Source organism: Salipiger sp. H15, assembly GCF_040409955.1.
GTDB lineage: Bacteria > Pseudomonadota > Alphaproteobacteria > Rhodobacterales > Rhodobacteraceae > Salipiger.
Genome location: NZ_CP123384.1, coordinates 862512 through 880108 on the forward strand (window position 1 = coordinate 862512; position 17597 = coordinate 880108).

Here is a 17597-nt window from a genome sequence, read left to right on the forward strand (position 1 = left end):
GTCTTGCCTGTTTCCCCGACGGGATAGGCGAGCCGGGCGGCGGGGGCAATCGCGCAGCGGGCTCAGTCGGCCGCGGCGCTGAGGTAGGCGTCGAACATCCAGCCGGCGGTGCCGCCGTTGCGGGCCTGCAGCTTCACCCAGCCGTCGCCCGGGTCGGAGAGGATCTCGACCTCGTCGCCCTCGGCGAGCTGGCCGACCACCGAGTAGCCGGTGCCCGGCCCGTAGCGCAGGTTGACCCGCGTGCCGGTGACCCGGCGCAGGTCGCCGGAGTCGGGCTCGGCAGCCGCTGCGGCGGCGGGCGCCGCGACCGGGGTCGCGCTTTCCGGCTCGAAACTGGCGGAGATCGGCTGGGCCGGCACCGCGGCAAGGGCGACGTCGATCACGTCGGGCCTGGCGGGTGCTGGCGAAGGCGAATCGGAGGCGGAGACGTCGGCCAGCGAGGCGGTGCTGGCGCGGGTGACCTCGGGCAGGGTCGCGGGGCGCGCATTGGCCGGGGTCGCGAAGCCGCCGGCGAGCAGGTTCGGCAGGTTTACCGTGTTGGTTCCCGGCTCGAAATCACCGCCGCCGGAGAGCGAGTACCAGGCCCAGCCCAGCAGGGCGAAGGTGAGAACGATGAAACTTTTCATGCTGAAATCTCCCGGACGGAATAGGGCTGGCTGAAAAGGGCCGCGAACGCACCGCTCAAATACTCGGCGTCACGCACACCATAGTTGATTCCGGCAGGCTGCATAAGCGGAATCCGGGAAAAATCGCGCCCTCGCAGATTTCCCTCGGAGGATCGCTTGCCCGCGCTTTTCTGCGCGGGTATCACAATATGCATGAATGATATCGTCGATGACCCCAACATGAACCCTCGTAACGTGGCTGAGACCCTGCGCCGGGCGATCGGCGAGCGGTACCTGACCTATGCACTGTCGACGATCATGAACCGGGCTCTTCCAGACGCCCGGGACGGGCTCAAGCCCGTGCATCGTCGTATCCTTTATGCAATGCGCCGGCTGCGACTTAGTTCCACCGGGGGCTTCCTGAAGTCGGCAAAAATCTCCGGCGACACGATGGGGGACTTCCACCCGCACGGCGACGTGGCGATCTACGACGCCATGGCGCGCCTCGCGCAGGACTTCACCATCCGCTACCCGCTGGTCGACGGGCAGGGCAACTTCGGCAACATCGACGGCGACAACCCGGCGGCCTCGCGCTACACCGAGGCGCGCATGACGATCATGGCCGAGGCGCTGCTGAACGGGCTCGACGAGGACGCGGTCGACTTCCGCCCGAACTACGACGGCCGCCTCGAGGAGCCGGTGGTGCTGCCGGCCTCCTACCCGAACCTGCTGGCCAACGGCGCCTCGGGGATCGCGGTGGGCATGGCGACCAACATCCCGCCGCACAACATCGGCGAGCTGATCGACGCCTGCCTGCATCTCATCAAGTCGCCGAACGCGGCGGACGAGACGCTGCTCGGCCACGTGCCCGGACCCGACTTCCCCACCGGCGGCGTGATCGTCGAGCCGCGCGAGAACATCGCCCAGGCCTATGCGACGGGGCGCGGCTCGATCCGCCTGCGCGCCAAGTGGGAGGTCGAGGACCTTGGCCGCGGCATGTGGCAGGCGGTGGTCACCGAGATCCCCTACCAGGTGCAGAAGTCCAAGCTGGTCGAGCGGCTGGCCGAGCTGATCCAGACCAAGAAGGTCCCGATCCTCGCCGACATCCGCGACGAGAGCGCCGAGGACATCCGCATGGTGCTCGAGCCGAAGACCAAGAACGTCGACCCCGACGTGCTGATGAACATGCTGTTCCGCAACTCGGATCTGGAGATCCGCTTCTCGCTGAACATGAACGTGCTGATCGACGGGGTGACGCCGAAGGTCTGCTCGCTGAAGGAGGTGCTGCGCGCCTTCCTCGACTTCCGGCGCGACGTGCTCTGCCGCCGCTCGCGGCACCGGATGGAGAAGATCGACCACCGTCTCGAGGTGCTCGAAGGCCTGATCATCGCCTTCCTCAACCTCGACCGCGTCATCGACATCATCCGCTACGACGACGATCCCAAGGCCGCGCTGATGCGCGAGGACTGGGGGCGCAAGATTGCCCGCGCCACGTCGGAGGCCGATTACGTCTCCCCCGCCCCGGTGTCGGGCGAGGAGGAGTTCGGCCTGACCGAGGTGCAGACCGAGGCCATCCTCAACATGCGCCTGCGCAGCTTGCGCCGGCTCGAGGAGATGGAACTGGTCGCCGAGCGCGATGCGCTGATGGAGGAACGTGCCGGGCTCGAGGACCTGCTGGCCAGCGAGGATCTGCAGTGGAAGAGCATCTCGGGCGAGCTGCGCGAGGTGAAGAAGGCTTTCACCAAGGGGCTCGAGCGCGGTGCCCGCCTGACCACCTTCGCCGAGGCCGGCGAGGTCGAGGACGTGCCGCTGGAAGCGATGATCGAGCGCGAGCCGATCACCGTGGTCTGCTCGCAGATGGGCTGGATCCGCGCGATGAAGGGCCATATCGACCTCGGCTCCGAGCTGAAGTTCAAGGACGGCGACGGCCCGCGCTTCACCTTCCACGCCGAGACCACCGACCGGCTGCTGGTGTTCGGATCGAACGGGCGCTTCTACACGCTCTCGGCCGCCAACCTGCCCGGCGGGCGCGGCATGGGCGAGCCGCTGCGGCTGATGGTCGACCTGCCCAACGAGGCGCAGATCATCGACATCTTCGCCCATGTGCCCGACCGCAAGCTGCTGGTCGCCTCGTCGGCCGGTGACGGCTTCCTCGTCCCCGAGACCGAGGTGCTGGCGCAGACCCGCGCCGGCAAGCAGGTGCTGAACGTGCGCGACGACGTGTTCGCGAAGATCTGCAAGCCGGTGCAGGGCGATGCCGTCGCCGTGGTCGGCGAGAACCGCAAGGTGCTGGTCTTCATGCTCGACGAGCTGCCCGAGATGGGCCGCGGCAAGGGCGTGCGGCTGCAGAAGTACAAGGATGGCGGGCTGTCCGACATCACCACCTTCACGCTGGCCGACGGTCTCAGCTGGAAGGATCCCGCCGGGCGCACGCGCACCGAATCCGACCTTTCCGAGTGGATCGCCAAGCGCGCCACCTCGGGCCGGATGGCGCCGCGGGGCTTCCCGAGGGACAACACCTTCACCTGATCCAGCAAGGGCCGCAACGTGCGGCCCTTCGCTTTTGAGGGCCCCCCTGCCGCCCGGGGGCAGGTGCCTGCGAATCGACCGCGCCGCGGCTTTCGGTCGCGCAATTCCGGGCGCGAGGACAGCGCCGGCCCCCCTGCCCAAATCCGCGGCGTTTGGCAGAAACTGCCGGATTCCGTTTCCGACGCTTCGAAAATTCCCCGCGACATCGCCGCCACGCCCGGACAGTTACCTCGCGCAAACGCAGCGTCCTTTTGCTGCGCCTGCGCAAATTGGCTCTGTTTCCCCAGCGTTCACTTCGTTATCACCCCACGGGAGAACTACGAAGTGCCGCGTCCGGCGCGGCGAAACTCAGGGAGAGATCCGCTCATGAAGGTGCTTGTGCCCGTGAAGCGCGTGATCGACTACAACGTGAAAGTCCGCGTGAAGGCGGACGGCACGGGGGTCGATCTTGCCAACGTCAAGATGTCGATGAACCCGTTCGACGAGATCGCCGTCGAAGAGGCGATCCGTCTGAAGGAGGCCGGGAAGGCCGAGGAGATCATCGTCGTCTCCATCGGCGTCAAGCAGGCGCAGGAAACCCTGCGCACCGCGCTGGCCATGGGCGCCGACCGCGCCATCCTCGTCACCGCCGCCGAGGACGTGCACACCGACATCGAGCCGCTCGCCGTCGCCAAGATCCTCGCCAAGATCGTCGCCGAAGAGGCGCCGGGTCTGGTGATCATGGGCAAGCAGGCGATCGACAACGACATGAACGCCACCGGCCAGATGCTCGCCGGCCTGCTGGGCTGGGCGCAGGCGACCTATGCCAACAAGCTCGACGTCGAGGGCGATGCCGCCACCGTGTCGCGCGAGGTGGACGGCGGCCTGCAGACCATCAAGGTCGCCCTGCCCGCCATCGTCACCGCCGACCTGCGCCTCAACGAGCCGCGCTACGCGTCGCTGCCGAACATCATGAAGGCGAAGAAGAAGCCGCTCGACGAGAAGACCGCCGCCGACTTCGGCGTCGACGTCAGCCCGCGCCTCGAGGTGGTGAAGACCTCTGAGCCCGCGGAACGCGCGGCCGGCATCAAGGTGGGCTCGGTCGACGAGCTCGTGGCGAAACTGAAAGACGTGGGGGCACTCTGATGGCCGTTCTCCTTCTTGCAGAGATCAACGACGGCGCGCTGGCGCTGGACGCAACCGCCAAGGCCGTCTCCGCCGCCAAGGCGCTCGGGGACGTGACCGTTCTGGCCGCGGGCGCCTCGGCCTCCGCAGCCGCCGCCGACGCCGCCAAGATCGACGGCGTCGCCAAGGTGCTGGTCGCCGAGGACGCGCTCTACGGTCACCGCCTGGCCGAGCCGGTCGCGGCGCTGATCGTGTCGCTTGCCGGTGACTATTCGCACATCGTCGCCCCGGCGACGACCGACGCGAAGAACATCCTGCCGCGCGTCGCCGCGCTGCTCGACGCGATGATCCTGACCGACGTGACCGCCGTGGTCGACGCCGACACGTTCGAGCGCCCGATCTACGCCGGCAACGCGATCCAGACGGTCAAGTCGAAGGACGCCAAGAAGGTCATCACCTTCCGCACCTCGACCTTCGAGGCCGCCGCCTCCACCGGCTCCGCGCCGGTCGAGACCATCGGCGCGGGCGAGAACCCGGCGCTGTCCGAGTGGATCGAGGACAAGGTTGCCGAAAGCGACCGTCCCGAACTCACCTCGGCGAAGATCGTCGTCTCGGGCGGCCGCGGCGTCGGCTCGGAAGAGGACTTCGCGCTGATCGAGAAGCTCGCCGACAAGCTCGGCGCCGCCGTGGGCGCCTCGCGCGCCGCGGTGGACTCTGGCTTCGCGCCGAATGACTGGCAGGTCGGCCAGACCGGCAAGGTCGTGGCGCCGGACCTCTACATCGCCGTCGGCATCTCGGGCGCGATCCAGCACCTCGCCGGCATGAAGGACTCCAAGGTGATCGTCGCGATCAACAAGGACGAAGAGGCGCCGATCTTCCAGGTCGCCGACTTCGGCCTCGTCGCCGACCTCTTCACCGCCGTGCCGGAGCTGACCGAAAAGGTCTGATCCGCCAAGGCAGAGACAGCGAAAGGCCCGCCCTTCCGGCGGGCCTTTTCGTTTCAGAACACCTGCCGCGCCAGCATCCAGAGCCCCATGGCGATCATCGCGAGGTTCTCGGTCAGCGACACGAAGCCAAGCGGCACATTGCTGCCGCCGCCGACGCAGGCGCATTTGAGCTCTCGTTTGTCGACGTAGACCGCCTTGATCACCGAGACCGCGCCGATGCTCCCGATGACCAGCGCCACCGGCGCGGCGAGCCATGTCAGCACGCCCGCCAGCATCAGCAGGCCCGCGCCGGCCTCGGCAAAGGGGTAGACGTAGCCGTAGCGGACATGGCGCTGCGCCAGCAGGTCGTAGTTCAGGAACATGGTCTGGAAGCTCTCGACATCCTGCAGCTTCTGCAGGCCCAGCAGCACCATGCCGAAGGCGATGAACCACTCGATCACCTGCCACGACAGCACCGTACCCAGCACCAGCCAGCCGAGCGCCAGCGCCATCAGGAAGGCGACCGAGAAGATCGCGATCACCGGGCGGTAGGAGGTGGCGCCCGGGTCGCGCACCGGCTTGCCGAGGTGGTGCCGGACATCCTCGTAACCGCCGATCCGCACGCCGCCGATGAAGGTCTGCGGCGTCGACGTGACGTCGTGGGGGCGCTGGAAGGCCTCGGTCTCTGCCTTGCTGCGCAGCGGGTGGTCATGCACCTCGAAGCCTTCGCGCTCGAGCAGGTCCCTGGTCTTGAGCCCCCAGGGGCAGAGGTGCTTCGGCATCACCATCCGGTAAAGCTCGGCGCTGCGGGTCTCGTCCTTGGGCATGGGAACCTCCTGCTTCGGGACCTCAACGCGCCGGACCGGCGTCCGTTTCATCGCCCCGCGTCTGCGCGCCCGTGCACCCATGCACCCGCATTGTGCGCTGGGGAGAATTGTCGTCGCGACAATCGTGCGTAGGTATGGGGCAAGGCACGGCCCCTCCTCCCCTCCGGGCCGACCCGAACAATTCATTCCCGGAAGGACACCTCCCATGTCGCTCAAAGTTAAAATCATCCTCGGCTCCACCCGCCCGGGCCGCATCGTGCCGATCGTCGGCAAATGGGTCGAAGAGATCGCCAAGCAGCAGAACGGTTTCGACGTCGAAGTCGTCGACCTGAAGGAAATCAACCTGCCGCTGCTCGACGAGGCCGGCCACCCGCGCGCCCAGGCCTACGAGCACGAGCACACCAAGAAATGGGCCGCCAAGGTCGCCGAGGCCGATGCCTTCGTCTTCCTGACCCCGGAATACAACAGCTTCCCCTCGGCCGCCCTGGTCAACGCCATCCAGGCACTCGCCGTGGAGTGGGAGCGCAAGGTCGCGGCCGTGGTCAGCTACGGCGGCGTTTCGGGCGGCATGCGTGCCGCGCAGGAGCTGCGCCAGCTGCTGGTCAACATGAACGTCATGGCCCTGCCGCAGTCGGTGCCGGTGCCCTTCGTGTTCAACTACATCGGCGAGGACGGCGTGCTGCGCCCCGAGCAGCCGGTGGTCGACGGCCTGCGCGGCATGTTCAAGGAGCTGACGGTCTGGGCCGAGGCGCTGAAGCCCGCCCGCGCCGAAGCCGCCTGATCCGCCCGCGATCGCCTTCCAGACGAAGAAACGCCCGGCCATCGGCCGGGCGTTTTGCATGTCGGAAGCGGTGGTGAGACGCTCAGCTCGAGACCTGCTCGCGCAGGATCGAGGCGGTGAGCGAGATCATCAGGTAGATGCCCGAGAAGATCAGGAAGGCGAGGATCGTGTTCTCGAAGCTGCGCGGGTAGCTCGGATCCTCCGAGGCCACCGGCTCGACCGAGGTGGTCAGGTAGCGCGCCTGGCTCTCGGCATCGCGCCGCGCCTGTTCGAGCCGCTCGAGCGCGGTCTGCAGCATGAGGTCGCGGGTAGCGAGGTCGGCCTGCGCGAGCTGGATCTGCACCGCCTTCTCGGCCAGCGAATCCTCGCCCGTGGTGGCACTGGTCATCTGCGCGTTGAGATCGACCAGCAGCGCCTCGAGCCGCCGCACGTCGCCGCGCGCGCCCTCGACCCGGCTGTTGTTCGGACGGGCGTTGTCGAGCAGCGCCTGCAGCGTCAGCTGCTTTTCCTGCAGTTGCACCTCGACGTTGCTGATCTGCGTGCGCAGCGAGGCGATCCGGCCCTCGGGGTCGATCACCGAGCCCTGCTGCTGCAGACGCACGAGCTTTTCCTGCGCCTCCTGCCGCTCGGCCCGGGCCTCTTCCAGCCCGACATCGGCATCGGTCACCGCGTTGGAGCGCTTGCGCAGCGACAGGTTGTCGACCCGCGCCTCGGCATAGCCGATCAGCGCCCGGCTGAAGCGCGCCGCCGTCTCTGGGTCGGCGGCCTGGATCTCCATCTTCACCACGCCCTCGGTCGGGTCGTAGCCGATCTCGATGTTGCGCTTGTAGACGCCGTAGGCCTCCTCGTTCGAGGCGCCCTCGTCGAGCCGCTGCAGCGGGTCGATCCACGCCTGCTGGTAATGCGCCTTGAACCCCTCGTCGCGGTCGAGCCGCAGCATGGCGTCCTTGGACATCAGGTAGCTCTGCACCGCGATCGCGTCCTGGTTGGTGGCGAACTGCGTGCCCGAGAAGAGGCTGCCCATGGACGAGGCGGAATTCTCGGCCTTGAGGATCAGGAACTCGGACTTGGTGGCGTACATCGGCGTCGCGACGACGTAGAAGTAGTAGCCCGCGAGGATCGTCGGCAGCATCACGAAGAAGGCCAGCCGGGTCAGCAGCATCGCCTGCTTCTTGCGGCGCCGGCGCGCGAGCTCCTGCTGGATCTTCATGATCTCGGCGGCGCGGCGCTCGGCCGGGCTGGCGGTCTGCGTCGAGGGCAGCTGGGTCTTCGGCACGACCGGCAGCGGCAGTCCCTCGTCCTCGGGCTGCAGCATCGGCAGACCGGCCTCGGGCCCCTTGGCCCCGCCGCCGCCGCTGCCCGCCGAGGGCACCACCAGCTCGAGCATCGTGCTGCGCTGGAACGGGTCGATCCCCCGCGCCCGCAGCATCCGCACCGCGTCGTAATCCGAGGCCGGCTCGAAGCCGTTCTTCTGCGCCACGCGCCGGGCAAGGCGCAGCTGGCGGCCGGTCAGCCCCTCGGCGCGGATGGCGTCGAGATCGGTGGCCCCGGCAGCCGGCTTCGCCTCGGCACCCGCCGGGGTATCGGCCGGTGTCGACGCGGCGATTTCCTCCGCCTGCACGGCAGCGGGCGCGACCTGTGCCGCGTCGGGGCGGCGGAGACGGAATTTCTTAGCCTTGGGTTTCGTAATCATAGAGCCGTTTCGCTTCTTCCAAGGTGTCAAACTGGTGCAGCTTGCCGTCCATCAGGACCGCCGCCTTGCGGGCGAATTTCTCGAGGATCGCCGGCTGGTGCGAGACGATCACGATGGTCGTGGTGCGCAGCCGCTCGGCGAGGATCTCCCCGGCCTTGCGGTTGAACTCGACGTCGGTCGAGCTCGGCATGCCCTCGTCGATGAGGTAGATGTCGAAATCCAGCGCCAGCATCAGCGAGAAGGTGAACCGCGCCTTCATCCCCGAGGAATAGGTGCCGATCGGCTGGTCGAAATACTCGCCCAGCCCGCAGAGCCAGCGGCAGAAGGCCTCGACGTATTCGGGATCGAGCCCGTACATGCGGGCGATGAAGCGGGCGTTCTCGCGGGCCGAGATCTTCGACACCACGCCGCCCATGAAGCCCAGCGGGAAGGACACGCGCGACGTGCGGCGAACCTCGCCCTCGTCGGGTTTCTCGAGCCCGGCCATCATGCGGATGAGGGTGGTCTTGCCGGTGCCGTTGGGGGCGAGGATGCCGATGCTCTCGCCGACGTTCACCTGGAACGAGACACGGTCGAGGATCACCTTGCGGCGCTCCCCCGTCCAGAAGGACTTGCTGACCATGTCGAACTCGATCATCTCACTGCCCCTGCCTGCGTGCCAAGCATACCAGCGGCCCGCGGAATGGGGGATTCCTACTCAGCGATTTCGTTTAGATTATGACCGAATTTTGAAACAAACGCCGCCTTGCGGCCTTACATTCCCGGTTTCCTCACCGCCTCGGGCCCGCGGGCACTGGAAGGCCGTGTCGGAAATGCCTAGCTCTGCCCCATGCCCGAGACCCTGACCGCCCTCGAAGACCGGATCACCGCCTGCCGCCTCTGCGCCGCGCGCTTCGCCGCCACCGCGACGCATCACGCGCCGCGCCCGGTGGCCTGGTTCCGTCCCGGCGCCCGGCTGCTGATCGCCGGCCAAGCACCCGGAATGCGGGTGCACGGCTCGGGGCGCCCCTTCGACGATCCCTCGGGCGACCGGCTGCGCGACTGGCTCGGCCTCTCCGAAGACGAGTTCTGGGACCGCTCCCGCGTCGCCATCGTGCCCATGGCCTTCTGCTTTCCGGGCTATGACGCCAAGGGCGCGGACCTGCCGCCGCCGCCGATCTGCCGCGCCACCTGGCATGATGCGCTCTTCGAGGCGCTCGGTCCCCTGCCGCTGCGCCTCTACGTGGGCGGCCACGCGCATCGCTACCACCTCGGCACCAGGGGCGGCGTCACCGAGACCGTGGCCGCCTGGCGCGACCACCTTCCCCACGCTCTGCCCTTGCCCCATCCGTCCTGGCGCAATACGGGGTGGCTCAAACGCAATCCGTGGTTCGAGGCCGAGCTCCTGCCCGTCCTGCGCGCCCGTGTCCGCGAGGTCCTGACATGACGATTACACCGCTCGATGCCGCGCTCGCCGCGATGGAAGCCGCCCCCGAGGATGACAACGCCCGCCTGCGCTTCTACGAGCGCCTTGCCGATGGCGAACTCTTCCTGCTGCTGACGCGCGAGATCGACGGCGACCAGATCGCGCCCGAGCTCTTCGACCTCGGCGACGCGCGCTTCGTGCTGGTCTTCGACCGCGAGGAGCGCCTGTCGCAATTCGTCGGCCGCGCCGCGCCCTATGCCGCGCTCTCGGGCCGCGCCGTGGCGAACATGCTGGCCGGTCAGGGCATCGGCCTCGCGGTGAACATCGAGGTCTCCGAGGCCTCGACCCTGCTGCCCGCCGAGGCGGTGGACTGGCTGGCGGCGACGCTCGGCCACGGGCCGAAGGAGGACGAGGCGCGGATCGAGGAGGTCACCAGGCCCGGCGGCCTGCCCGAGGCGCTGCTCTCGGCGCTCGACACCAAGCTCGCCACCGCCGCCGGCTTCGCGCGCTGCGCCTGGCTGGCCGGGGCGACTTACGAAGGCGGCGGGCGCGGGCATATCCTCGCCTTCGCCGGGGCGGTGCCCGGCGCCGAGGACGCGCTGGCGCGAGCAGTGAACGAGGCGCTGGTCTTCTCCGGCATCGAGGCGGGGGCGCTCGACGTGCTCTTCCTGCGCGACAGCGACCCGCTGGCGGCCTCGCTCACCCGCGTCGGCCTGCGCTTCGACCTGCCCGAGATCGAAGAGCCCACGCGGATCGAGCGCATCGCCCCCGGCTCGGACCCCGACAGCCCGCCGATCCTGCGCTGACGCCTACCCCTTAGAGCCCCAGTTCCTCGCGCAGGGTCGGCAGCGTGTCGCCCGGCGCGGGGCTCGCCTCCCAGACCGCGCGGGCGATGGCGCGGGACAGGCACAGGCTCGCCGCGTGGCCGATCTGCGCCAGCTGCAGCGCCGGGGCGACCAGCGCCTTGCGGCCCGTGGCACAGGCAAAGACGAGGTCCCCGTCCATCGGCGAATGCGCCGGAAGGATGGCCCGGCCGATCCCGTCCTGCGCCGCCACCGCCACGCGATGGGCCTGCGCCTTGTCGATCTGCGCATCGGTGGCGACCACGGCGATCGTGGTGTTCCCCAGCGCCGCCATGGCCCCGGTCTTGCGGCTCTGCGGCATCTCGTGGAAGCCCTTGGCCGGCTCGGTGCCGAGCCCGCCGAACTCCTCGCCGATCTCGAAGGGCGCGGCCCAGAAATGCCGCCCCGAGGGCGTGGTCACGCTGCCCATGGGGTTCACCGCGACCAGCGCGCCGACGGTGATCCCGCCTTCCAGCACCAGCGAGGCCGAGCCCAGCCCGCCCTTGTGCTGCGCCGTCTGCGCGCCGCAGCCCGCCCCGCGCGAGCCGAGCCGGAACGCGGTCCCGGCATTTGCCAGCGCCTGCCGCCCGAGCCCGGGATAGGGGTTCACCCCCCAGTGCTTGTCGCCGCCGTTGAGCAGGTCGAAGAGGATCGCCGCGGGCACGATCGGCACCCGGGCCGAGAAGACCTCGAAGCCCCGCCCCTCCTCGTGCAGCGCGTCCATCACCCCCTGCGCCGCGGCAAGCCCGAAGGCGCTGCCGCCCGAGAGCACCAGCGCGTCCACCCCCGGCGCGGTCTTGTCGGGGGCCAGCAGGTCGGTCTCGCGCGTGCCGGGCGCGCCGCCCATGACCGAGACCGAGGCGACCATCGGCGCCTCGCCGACAACCACCGAGACGCCGGACTTCAGCAGGGAATCCTCGGCATTGCCGACCTTCAGGCCGGGCACGTCGGTGATCAGGTTCAGGGGACCGGGTCGCATGACTCCACTCCTTGCAGCCACAGGTTGATATTTTGCTGCACTGCGGCAAAAGACAAGAGCGCGCGCTGTCGCAGGTGTGCCCTTGCGCAATTATCGGACACCGAAAGGCGGTATCGCGCCCCGCCTGCCGCGAAAAGCGCAAAGCTGCCGGTTCTTCTCTTTCCAAATACGCCCGGGGGAGACGCGGCGCAGCCGCGGCGGGGGCGGAGCCCCCTCCCGCCCTGGCCGCCGGCGCCGCCTCAGATGCAGCGCCCGCCGTCCACCTCCATGCACACGCCGGTGACCAGCGAGGCCTCGTCCGAGCAGAGGTAGAGCGCCGCGTTGGCCAGATCCTCGGGGGTCGAGAACCGCCCCATGGGGATGGTCGAAAGGAACTTGGCGCGCATCTCGGGCGTGTCCTCGCCCATGAAGCTCTTCAGCAGCGGCGTCTCGCCCGCCACCGGGTTCAGCGCGTTGACCCGCACGCCGAAGGGGGCGAGTTCGATCGCCATCGCCCGCGTCGCGGTGATCATCCAGCCCTTCGAGGCGTTGTACCAGTTGAGCCGCGGACGCGGCGAGACCCCGGCGGTCGAGGCGATGTTGAGGATCGCCCCCGCGCCGCGCTCCTTCATCCCGGCGACCAGCGCCCGCGCGGTCAGGTAGACCGACTTGCAGTTCACCGCCATGACGCGGTCGAAATCCTCTTCCGAGATGTCTTCCAAGAAGCCCGGCAGGTGCGTCACCCCGGCGTTGTTCACCAGGATGTCCACCCGGCCCATCTCGGCCACGGCGCGGCCCGCCATCTCGGCCACCGAGGCGCCGTCCGCCACGTTCGCCATGTGCGCGATGCCGCCGATCTCGGCGGCCACCGCCTCGGCGCCCTCCATGTTGATGTCGGCGACCATCACCCGCGCGCCCTCTGCCGCGAAGCGCCGCGCGATGCCCGCGCCGAAGCCCGAGCCCGCGCCGGTCACGATGGCGGTCTTGCCCTCAAGTCTCATGCCTGTTTCCTCCGTCATTTCCGCGGTCGCGGCGCTCAGCCATGATGCGCCGCCACCGTCTTCAGCACCGAGAAGCCGTAAAGCGCCTCGAAGCCCTTCTCGCGCCCGTGGCCGGACTTTCCGACCCCGCCGAAGGGCAGCTCCACCCCGCCCCCGGCGCCGTAGTTGTTGAGAAACACCTGCCCCGCCTTCAGCTTCTTCGCGAGCCGCATCTGTCGCGCGCCGTCGCGGGTCCAGACGCTGGCGACGAGGCCATAGGCGGTGCCGTTGGCGATGCGCAGCGCGTCGGCCTCGTCCTCGAAGGGAATGATCACCTGCACCGGGCCGAAGATCTCGTCCTGCGCCAGAATGTGCTCCGCCGGGACCGGGCCGTAGAGGCAGGGGGCGACGTAATGCCCGCCCATGGGCAGCCCCTCGGCCAGCCGCGCCCGCGCCAGAATCGGCAGGTCCGCGCCCTGCGCGAGGAAGCCCTCGACCCGGCGCTTCTGCGTCGCGCTGATCAGCGGGCCGATGTCGTGGTCCGCCATGGCCGGGCCGACCACCTTGGCCGCGTAGGCGGCGGCCATGCGGGCCATCACCTCGTCCAGCACCCCGCGCTGCACGAGGATGCGCGACGAGGCCGAGCAGGTCTGCCCGGCGTTCTGCAGCCCGGCGTTGACGAGGAAGGGCAGCGCGGCGTCGAGGTCGGCATCGTCGAACACCAGCTGCGGCGACTTGCCACCGAGTTCCAGCGTCACCGGGATCACGTTGTCCGCGGCAGCGCGCTGCACGGCGGCGCCGGTGGCAACCGAGCCGGTGAAGCTCATGTGCTGCACGCCGGGATGCGCCGACAGCGCCGCGCCCGCCTCGGAGCCGAGCCCCGGCACGACGTTGAGCGCGCCCGCCGGAAGCCCCGCCTGCTGCGCGAGATCGGCGAAATACAGCGCCGTGAGGCAGGCGTCCTCGGCCGGTTTCAGCACGCAGGCATTGCCCATGGCCAGCGCCGCACCGACCGAGCGGCCGATGATCTGCATCGGGTAGTTCCACGGCACGATATGCCCCGTCACCCCGTGCGGCTCGCGCAGCGTGTAGACGGTGTAGCCAGCCATGTAGGGGATCGTCTCGCCGTGGATCTTGTCGGCCGCGCCGCCGTAGAACTCGCAGTAGCGCGCCAGCGCCACCGCGTCGGCCCGCGCTTGGCCCAGCGGCTTGCCGACGTCCTGCGCCTCGATCCGGGCAAGCAGGTCGACGTTCTCGAGCACCAGCTGGCCGATCCGGGTGAGGATGCGCCCGCGTTCCAGCGCGGTCATCGCGCCCCATTCGCCGTCCAGCGCCGCCTGCGCCGCGGCCACCGCCTCGTCGATCTCGGCCCTGCCGCCGCGGGCGATGCGCCCGATCTCCTCGCCCGTGGACGGATCGCTCAGCGGCAGCGTGTCCGCGGTCTCGCGCCACGTGCCGCCAATGAGCACGCGGGCGCTGTCAAAGGGGCTCCCCTCCGGCATCGTCATCTCCTCCCGTCTCCGGCGCCGGAAGTCTCGGCGCCGCCTCCATGAGGGATTTGGTATACCAGTGCCGGGGATTGTCAAACACCTCGGCCGTCTCGCCGCGTTCGACGATCTCGCCCTCGCGCATCACCAGCACGCGGTCGGTGATGGAGCGCACCACCGAAAGATCGTGGCTGATGAAGAGGTAGGTGAGGCCCCGGACCCGCGACAGCTCGGCCACCAGATCGAGGATCTGCGCCCGCACCCGCACGTCGAGCGCCGAGACCGCCTCGTCGAAGATCACCAGCTCGGGTTCGATGATCAGCGCGCGGGCGATGGCGATGCGCTGCCGCTGCCCGCCCGAGAAGGCATGGATCGGCGCGCCCGCGTGCTCGGGCTTCAGCCCCACGGCAATCAGCGCCTCGGCGATCGCCGCCTGCCGCGCCGCGCCCGTCGGCGGGTCCGGCAGCAGGTGGAAGGGCTCGGCGATGATCCTCCCGACGCTGTGGCGCGGGTTGAACGAGCCGTAGGGGTCCTGGAACACCACCTGCACGCGGCGGCGGATCTCGGGGTCTGGCCTGCCGTGCGACAGGATCGGCTTGCCGTCCAGGGTGATCGTCCCCGCCTGCAGCGGCTCGAGCCCGAGGATCGCGCGGGAGAGCGTGGACTTGCCGCAGCCCGACTCGCCCACCAGCCCGACCCGCTCGCCGCGCCGGATGTCGAAGCTGACGCCCTTCACCGCCCGGAACGCCTCGCGCGGGGCGAGGACGTGGCGGCGCGGCAGCGGGTAGTCGCGGACGGCCGCCTGCACGTCGAGCAGGGTCGCGCCCGGCGTCACCGGCACGAGCGGCGCCTGGTGGCGCGAGGCCTCGAAGAGCTGGCGGGTGTAGGGGTGGCGCTGCTCGGCCAGAACCTGCGCCGTCGGCCCCTGCTCTACGATGCGCCCGGCGTTCATCACCGCGATGCGGTCGGCCATGCCCGCCACTACGGCGAGGTCATGGGTGATCATCAGCATGCCCATCCCCTCCTCGCGCACCAGCCCGGTGAGCAGCTCGAGGATCTGCGCCTGGGTGGTCACGTCGAGCGCGGTGGTCGGCTCGTCGGCGATCAGCAGCTTCGGGCGCAGCGCGATGGCCATGGCGATGCCGACCCGCTGACGCTGCCCGCCGGAAAGCTCGTGCGGGTAGCGGGTGGGCGGGATGCGCGCGGGATCGAGCCCGACCCGGGCCATGACCTCGGCGGCGCGGGCGCGGGCGGCGTCGCGGCCCATCGCCTTGTGGATGAGGATCGTCTCCATCACCTGCTCGCCGATGCGCTGGACGGGGTTGAGCGCGGTCATCGGCTCCTGGAAGACCATGCCCACCTCGCGGCCCCTGAGCGCGCAGAGATCGCGCTCGGGCAGGGTCAGCAGGTCGCGCCCCGAGAACAGCAGCCGGCCGCTCGTCGCGGCGCCCTCCGGCAGCAGCCCGATGGCGGCCAGCGCGGTCATCGACTTGCCCGAGCCCGACTCGCCGGTGAGCGCGAGGATCTCGCCCTGCCGCAGCGCGAGCGACACATGATCGAGGATCGGCGCGCCGCCGATGGCGAGGCTGAGGCCCTCGAGCTGCAGCAGCGCCTGTTCCGCGGTCCGCGCCGGGGGCTCTGCCCCCGGACCCCCGGGATATTTGTGACATATGGAAGCGGTCATGCGCGGCTCGGCCTCAGGCGGGGATCGAGCGCGTCGCGCAGCCCGTCGCCGAGCAGGTTGAGGCCGAGCACCGTCAGCAGGATGGCGAGGCCGGGCACGATGGCGACATGCGGCGCGAGCGCGACCATGGTCTGCGACTCGGCCAGCATCCGGCCCCAGCTCGGCACCGGCGGCTGCGCGCCGAGCCCGACGTAGGAGAGCCCGGCCTCGGCGAGGATGCCGAGCGAGAACTGAATGGTGCCCTGCACGATCAGCAGGTTGGCGAGGTTCGGCAGGATGTGCTCGGCGCTGATCCGCGGCGCGCCCTTGCCGGCGACGCGGGCGGCGAGGATGAACTCGCGGCGCCAGAGGCTCAGCGCCGCGCCGCGGGTCAGCCGGGCGAAGACCGGGATGTTGAATATGCCGATGGCGAGGATGGCGTTGAGCGCGCCGGGGCCGAAGATCGCGGTGATCAGGATGGCGATGACCAGCGAGGGGAAGGCGAAGACGAGGTCGTTGGCGCGCATCACGATCTCGTCGAGCCAGCCGCCCTGCCGGGCGGCGGCGGCGAGCCCGAGCGGCACGCCGAGCCCCATGCCGAGCCCCACCGCCACCAGCGCCACGGCCAGCGAGGTGCGCGCGCCGGTCATCACCATGCTCAGCAGGTCACGGCCAAGGTGGTCGGTGCCGAGCAGGTGCGCCGCCGAGGGCGGCTGCAGGCGGGCGGTGATGTCGACCGCGGTGACATCGCCGGGCGTCCAGAGGAAGGAGATCAGCGCGGCGGCGGTGAAGGTCAGGGTCAGCGCGGCGCCGAGGAACAGGGAGGGTCTCATCGCGGGTGCCTCAGCCTCGGGTCGGCCAGCGCGTAGGCCATGTCGGTGAGGAAGTTCACCGCGATCACCGCGAAGACCAGCAGCATGACGACGCTTTCGACGACGATGAGGTCGCGCTGGGTGATCGACTGGAAGATCAGCCGGCCCAGCCCCGGCAGGAAGAACACCTGCTCGATGATGATCGCCCCCGCCAGCAGGAAGGAGAACTGCAGCCCGAGGATGGTCAGCACCGGAATGAGCGCGTTGCGCAGCCCGTGCCGCCAGAGCGCCTGCCGCCGCGAGAGCCCCTTGGCGCGGGCGGTGCGGATGAAATCCTCGGACAGGATGTCGATCAGCGAGCTGCGCATCACCCGGGCGAGGATCGCCGCCTGCGGCAGGGCCAGCGCCACCGCCGGCAGGGTGAGGGATTTCAGCGCGAGGAGCGGGTTCTCCCAGCCGGGGAAACCGCCGGCGCTGAACCAGCGCAGCTTCAGCGCGAAGAGCAGCACCAGAAGCATGGCGAACCAGAAGTTCGGGATGGCGATGCCGAGCTGCGTCGCCCCGATCACCCCCGCGTCGCCGGCCTTGCCCCGGCGGGCGGCGGCGTAGATCCCCGCCGGCAGCGCGATCAGCGTCGAGAGCCCCAGCGCGTAGAGCGCCAGCGGCAGCGAGACGGTGATGCGGTCGGCCACCATCTGCGCCACCGGGGTGCGGTAGGTGTAGGAGGTGCCGAAATCGCCGCTCAGCATGCCGCCGAGCCAAGCGAGGTAGCGTTGCCACTTCGGCAGGTCGAGCCCCAGCTCCGTGCGCAGCGCCGCCACCGTGTCGGGCTGGGCGTTCATGCCAAGCATGTAGCTGGCCGGGTCGCCGGGCGCGACCTCGACCACCAGGAAGATGACCAGCGACGCCACCAGCAGGGAAAGCGCCAGCGAGGTCAGACGTTTGAGCGCATAGCCAAGCATGGGGCCACGTTATGCGCAGCCCG

General features: G+C 69.6%; 17 protein-coding genes. 6 read left to right on the forward strand and 11 right to left on the reverse strand.

The features are described 5' to 3' along the window. Positions 1–62: 62 nt before the first annotated feature. Together PVT71_RS04225 and PVT71_RS04230 are read right to left on the reverse strand one after the other, a co-directional pair. Positions 63–626, reverse strand: coding sequence for an SH3 domain-containing protein (locus PVT71_RS04225; protein WP_353473250.1), 564 nt, complete (start codon positions 624–626; stop codon positions 63–65). Next, entirely contained in the window at positions 623–820 is a 198-nt protein-coding gene (locus tag PVT71_RS04230; RefSeq protein ID WP_353473251.1) for a hypothetical protein, read from the reverse strand. The genes PVT71_RS04225 and PVT71_RS04230 overlap by 4 nt, the downstream gene beginning before the upstream one ends. Between PVT71_RS04230 and PVT71_RS04235 the strand changes: the two genes are divergently transcribed. From PVT71_RS04235 to PVT71_RS04245, 3 genes are all read left to right on the forward strand, one after another. Further along, a complete protein-coding gene (locus tag PVT71_RS04235; protein ID WP_353473252.1) occupies positions 819–3134 on the forward strand; it encodes a DNA topoisomerase IV subunit A in 2316 nt (771 codons plus the stop codon). The two genes, PVT71_RS04230 and PVT71_RS04235, sit on opposite strands and share 2 nt — an antisense overlap. A gap of 366 nt (positions 3135–3500) precedes the next feature. Beyond that, positions 3501–4259, forward strand: a complete 759-nt coding sequence (locus tag PVT71_RS04240; protein WP_353473253.1) for an electron transfer flavoprotein subunit beta/FixA family protein — start codon at positions 3501–3503, stop codon at positions 4257–4259. After that, positions 4259–5185: an FAD-binding protein gene (locus tag PVT71_RS04245; RefSeq protein WP_353473254.1), complete on the forward strand. Its 927-nt coding sequence runs from the start codon at positions 4259–4261 to the stop codon at positions 5183–5185. The genes PVT71_RS04240 and PVT71_RS04245 overlap by 1 nt, the downstream gene beginning before the upstream one ends. Before the next feature lie 53 nt (positions 5186–5238). Here PVT71_RS04245 and PVT71_RS04250 read toward each other — a convergent pair whose 3' ends face one another. After that, the gene (locus tag PVT71_RS04250; RefSeq protein WP_353473255.1) at positions 5239–5991 is read right to left on the reverse strand and encodes a glutaredoxin family protein; all 753 of its coding nucleotides are present in this window, start codon (positions 5989–5991) and stop codon (positions 5239–5241) included. A 205-nt stretch (positions 5992–6196) separates the two neighbouring features. Here PVT71_RS04250 and PVT71_RS04255 point away from each other — a divergent pair, with 205 nt between their 5' ends. Then, entirely contained in the window at positions 6197–6772 is a 576-nt protein-coding gene (locus tag PVT71_RS04255; RefSeq protein ID WP_353473256.1) for an NAD(P)H-dependent oxidoreductase, read from the forward strand. 82 nt (positions 6773–6854) lie between these two features. Here PVT71_RS04255 and PVT71_RS04260 read toward each other — a convergent pair whose 3' ends face one another. Together PVT71_RS04260 and PVT71_RS04265 are read right to left on the reverse strand one after the other, a co-directional pair. After that, complete coding sequence (locus PVT71_RS04260; protein WP_353473257.1) at positions 6855–8465, reverse strand: capsule biosynthesis protein; 1611 nt, start codon at positions 8463–8465, stop codon at positions 6855–6857. Further along, entirely contained in the window at positions 8443–9102 is a 660-nt protein-coding gene (locus PVT71_RS04265; protein ID WP_353473258.1) for an ATP-binding cassette domain-containing protein, read from the reverse strand. Before PVT71_RS04265 ends, PVT71_RS04260 begins: the two co-directional genes overlap by 23 nt. A 192-nt stretch (positions 9103–9294) precedes the next feature. Between PVT71_RS04265 and PVT71_RS04270 the strand changes: the two genes are divergently transcribed. After that, entirely contained in the window at positions 9295–9891 is a 597-nt protein-coding gene (locus PVT71_RS04270; RefSeq protein WP_353473259.1) for a uracil-DNA glycosylase family protein, read from the forward strand. Further along, positions 9888–10676 (forward strand): SseB family protein, encoded by a 789-nt coding sequence (locus PVT71_RS04275; protein WP_353473260.1) that lies wholly within the window; start codon positions 9888–9890, stop codon positions 10674–10676. Before PVT71_RS04270 ends, PVT71_RS04275 begins: the two co-directional genes overlap by 4 nt. 10 nt (positions 10677–10686) lie before the next feature. On the opposite strand, the gene PVT71_RS04280 is transcribed toward PVT71_RS04275, so the two are convergent. From PVT71_RS04280 to PVT71_RS04305, 6 genes are all read right to left on the reverse strand, one after another. After that, complete coding sequence (locus PVT71_RS04280) at positions 10687–11691, reverse strand: P1 family peptidase (protein ID WP_353473261.1); 1005 nt, start codon at positions 11689–11691, stop codon at positions 10687–10689. 239 nt (positions 11692–11930) lie between these two features. Continuing rightward, positions 11931–12671 (reverse strand): SDR family oxidoreductase, encoded by a 741-nt coding sequence (locus tag PVT71_RS04285; protein ID WP_353473262.1) that lies wholly within the window; start codon positions 12669–12671, stop codon positions 11931–11933. A 35-nt stretch (positions 12672–12706) separates the two neighbouring features. Further along, positions 12707–14152: an aldehyde dehydrogenase family protein gene (locus PVT71_RS04290; RefSeq protein ID WP_353473263.1), complete on the reverse strand. Its 1446-nt coding sequence runs from the start codon at positions 14150–14152 to the stop codon at positions 12707–12709. Further along, the gene (locus PVT71_RS04295) at positions 14130–15821 is read right to left on the reverse strand and encodes an ABC transporter ATP-binding protein (protein ID WP_353473264.1); all 1692 of its coding nucleotides are present in this window, start codon (positions 15819–15821) and stop codon (positions 14130–14132) included. Before PVT71_RS04295 ends, PVT71_RS04290 begins: the two co-directional genes overlap by 23 nt. Continuing rightward, entirely contained in the window at positions 15818–16633 is an 816-nt protein-coding gene (locus tag PVT71_RS04300; protein WP_353473265.1) for an ABC transporter permease, read from the reverse strand. The genes PVT71_RS04295 and PVT71_RS04300 overlap by 4 nt, the downstream gene beginning before the upstream one ends. Continuing rightward, a complete protein-coding gene (locus PVT71_RS04305; protein WP_353473266.1) occupies positions 16630–17574 on the reverse strand; it encodes an ABC transporter permease in 945 nt (314 codons plus the stop codon). The genes PVT71_RS04300 and PVT71_RS04305 overlap by 4 nt, the downstream gene beginning before the upstream one ends. Between the last annotated feature and the right edge of the window lie 23 nt (positions 17575–17597).

Excerpts from the sequence above, each read along its gene's own strand:
- PVT71_RS04240 (WP_353473253.1), top strand. The coding sequence starts at position 3,501 with ATGAAGGTGCTTGTGCCCGTGAAGCGCGTGATCGACTACAACGTGAAA.
- PVT71_RS04305 (WP_353473266.1), bottom strand. The coding sequence starts at position 17,574 with ATGCTTGGCTATGCGCTCAAACGTCTGACCTCGCTGGCGCTTTCCCTG.
- PVT71_RS04300 (WP_353473265.1), bottom strand. The coding sequence starts at position 16,633 with ATGAGACCCTCCCTGTTCCTCGGCGCCGCGCTGACCCTGACCTTCACC.
- PVT71_RS04245 (WP_353473254.1), top strand. The coding sequence starts at position 4,259 with ATGGCCGTTCTCCTTCTTGCAGAGATCAACGACGGCGCGCTGGCGCTG.
- PVT71_RS04230 (WP_353473251.1), bottom strand. The coding sequence starts at position 820 with ATGCATATTGTGATACCCGCGCAGAAAAGCGCGGGCAAGCGATCCTCC.
- PVT71_RS04290 (WP_353473263.1), bottom strand. The coding sequence starts at position 14,152 with ATGCCGGAGGGGAGCCCCTTTGACAGCGCCCGCGTGCTCATTGGCGGC.
- PVT71_RS04235 (WP_353473252.1), top strand. The coding sequence starts at position 819 with ATGAATGATATCGTCGATGACCCCAACATGAACCCTCGTAACGTGGCT.
- PVT71_RS04250 (WP_353473255.1), bottom strand. The coding sequence starts at position 5,991 with ATGCCCAAGGACGAGACCCGCAGCGCCGAGCTTTACCGGATGGTGATG.
- PVT71_RS04285 (WP_353473262.1), bottom strand. The coding sequence starts at position 12,671 with ATGAGACTTGAGGGCAAGACCGCCATCGTGACCGGCGCGGGCTCGGGC.
- PVT71_RS04225 (WP_353473250.1), bottom strand. The coding sequence starts at position 626 with ATGAAAAGTTTCATCGTTCTCACCTTCGCCCTGCTGGGCTGGGCCTGG.
- PVT71_RS04275 (WP_353473260.1), top strand. The coding sequence starts at position 9,888 with ATGACGATTACACCGCTCGATGCCGCGCTCGCCGCGATGGAAGCCGCC.
- PVT71_RS04280 (WP_353473261.1), bottom strand. The coding sequence starts at position 11,691 with ATGCGACCCGGTCCCCTGAACCTGATCACCGACGTGCCCGGCCTGAAG.
- PVT71_RS04260 (WP_353473257.1), bottom strand. The coding sequence starts at position 8,465 with ATGATTACGAAACCCAAGGCTAAGAAATTCCGTCTCCGCCGCCCCGAC.
- PVT71_RS04295 (WP_353473264.1), bottom strand. The coding sequence starts at position 15,821 with ATGACCGCTTCCATATGTCACAAATATCCCGGGGGTCCGGGGGCAGAG.
- PVT71_RS04255 (WP_353473256.1), top strand. The coding sequence starts at position 6,197 with ATGTCGCTCAAAGTTAAAATCATCCTCGGCTCCACCCGCCCGGGCCGC.
- PVT71_RS04265 (WP_353473258.1), bottom strand. The coding sequence starts at position 9,102 with ATGATCGAGTTCGACATGGTCAGCAAGTCCTTCTGGACGGGGGAGCGC.
- PVT71_RS04270 (WP_353473259.1), top strand. The coding sequence starts at position 9,295 with ATGCCCGAGACCCTGACCGCCCTCGAAGACCGGATCACCGCCTGCCGC.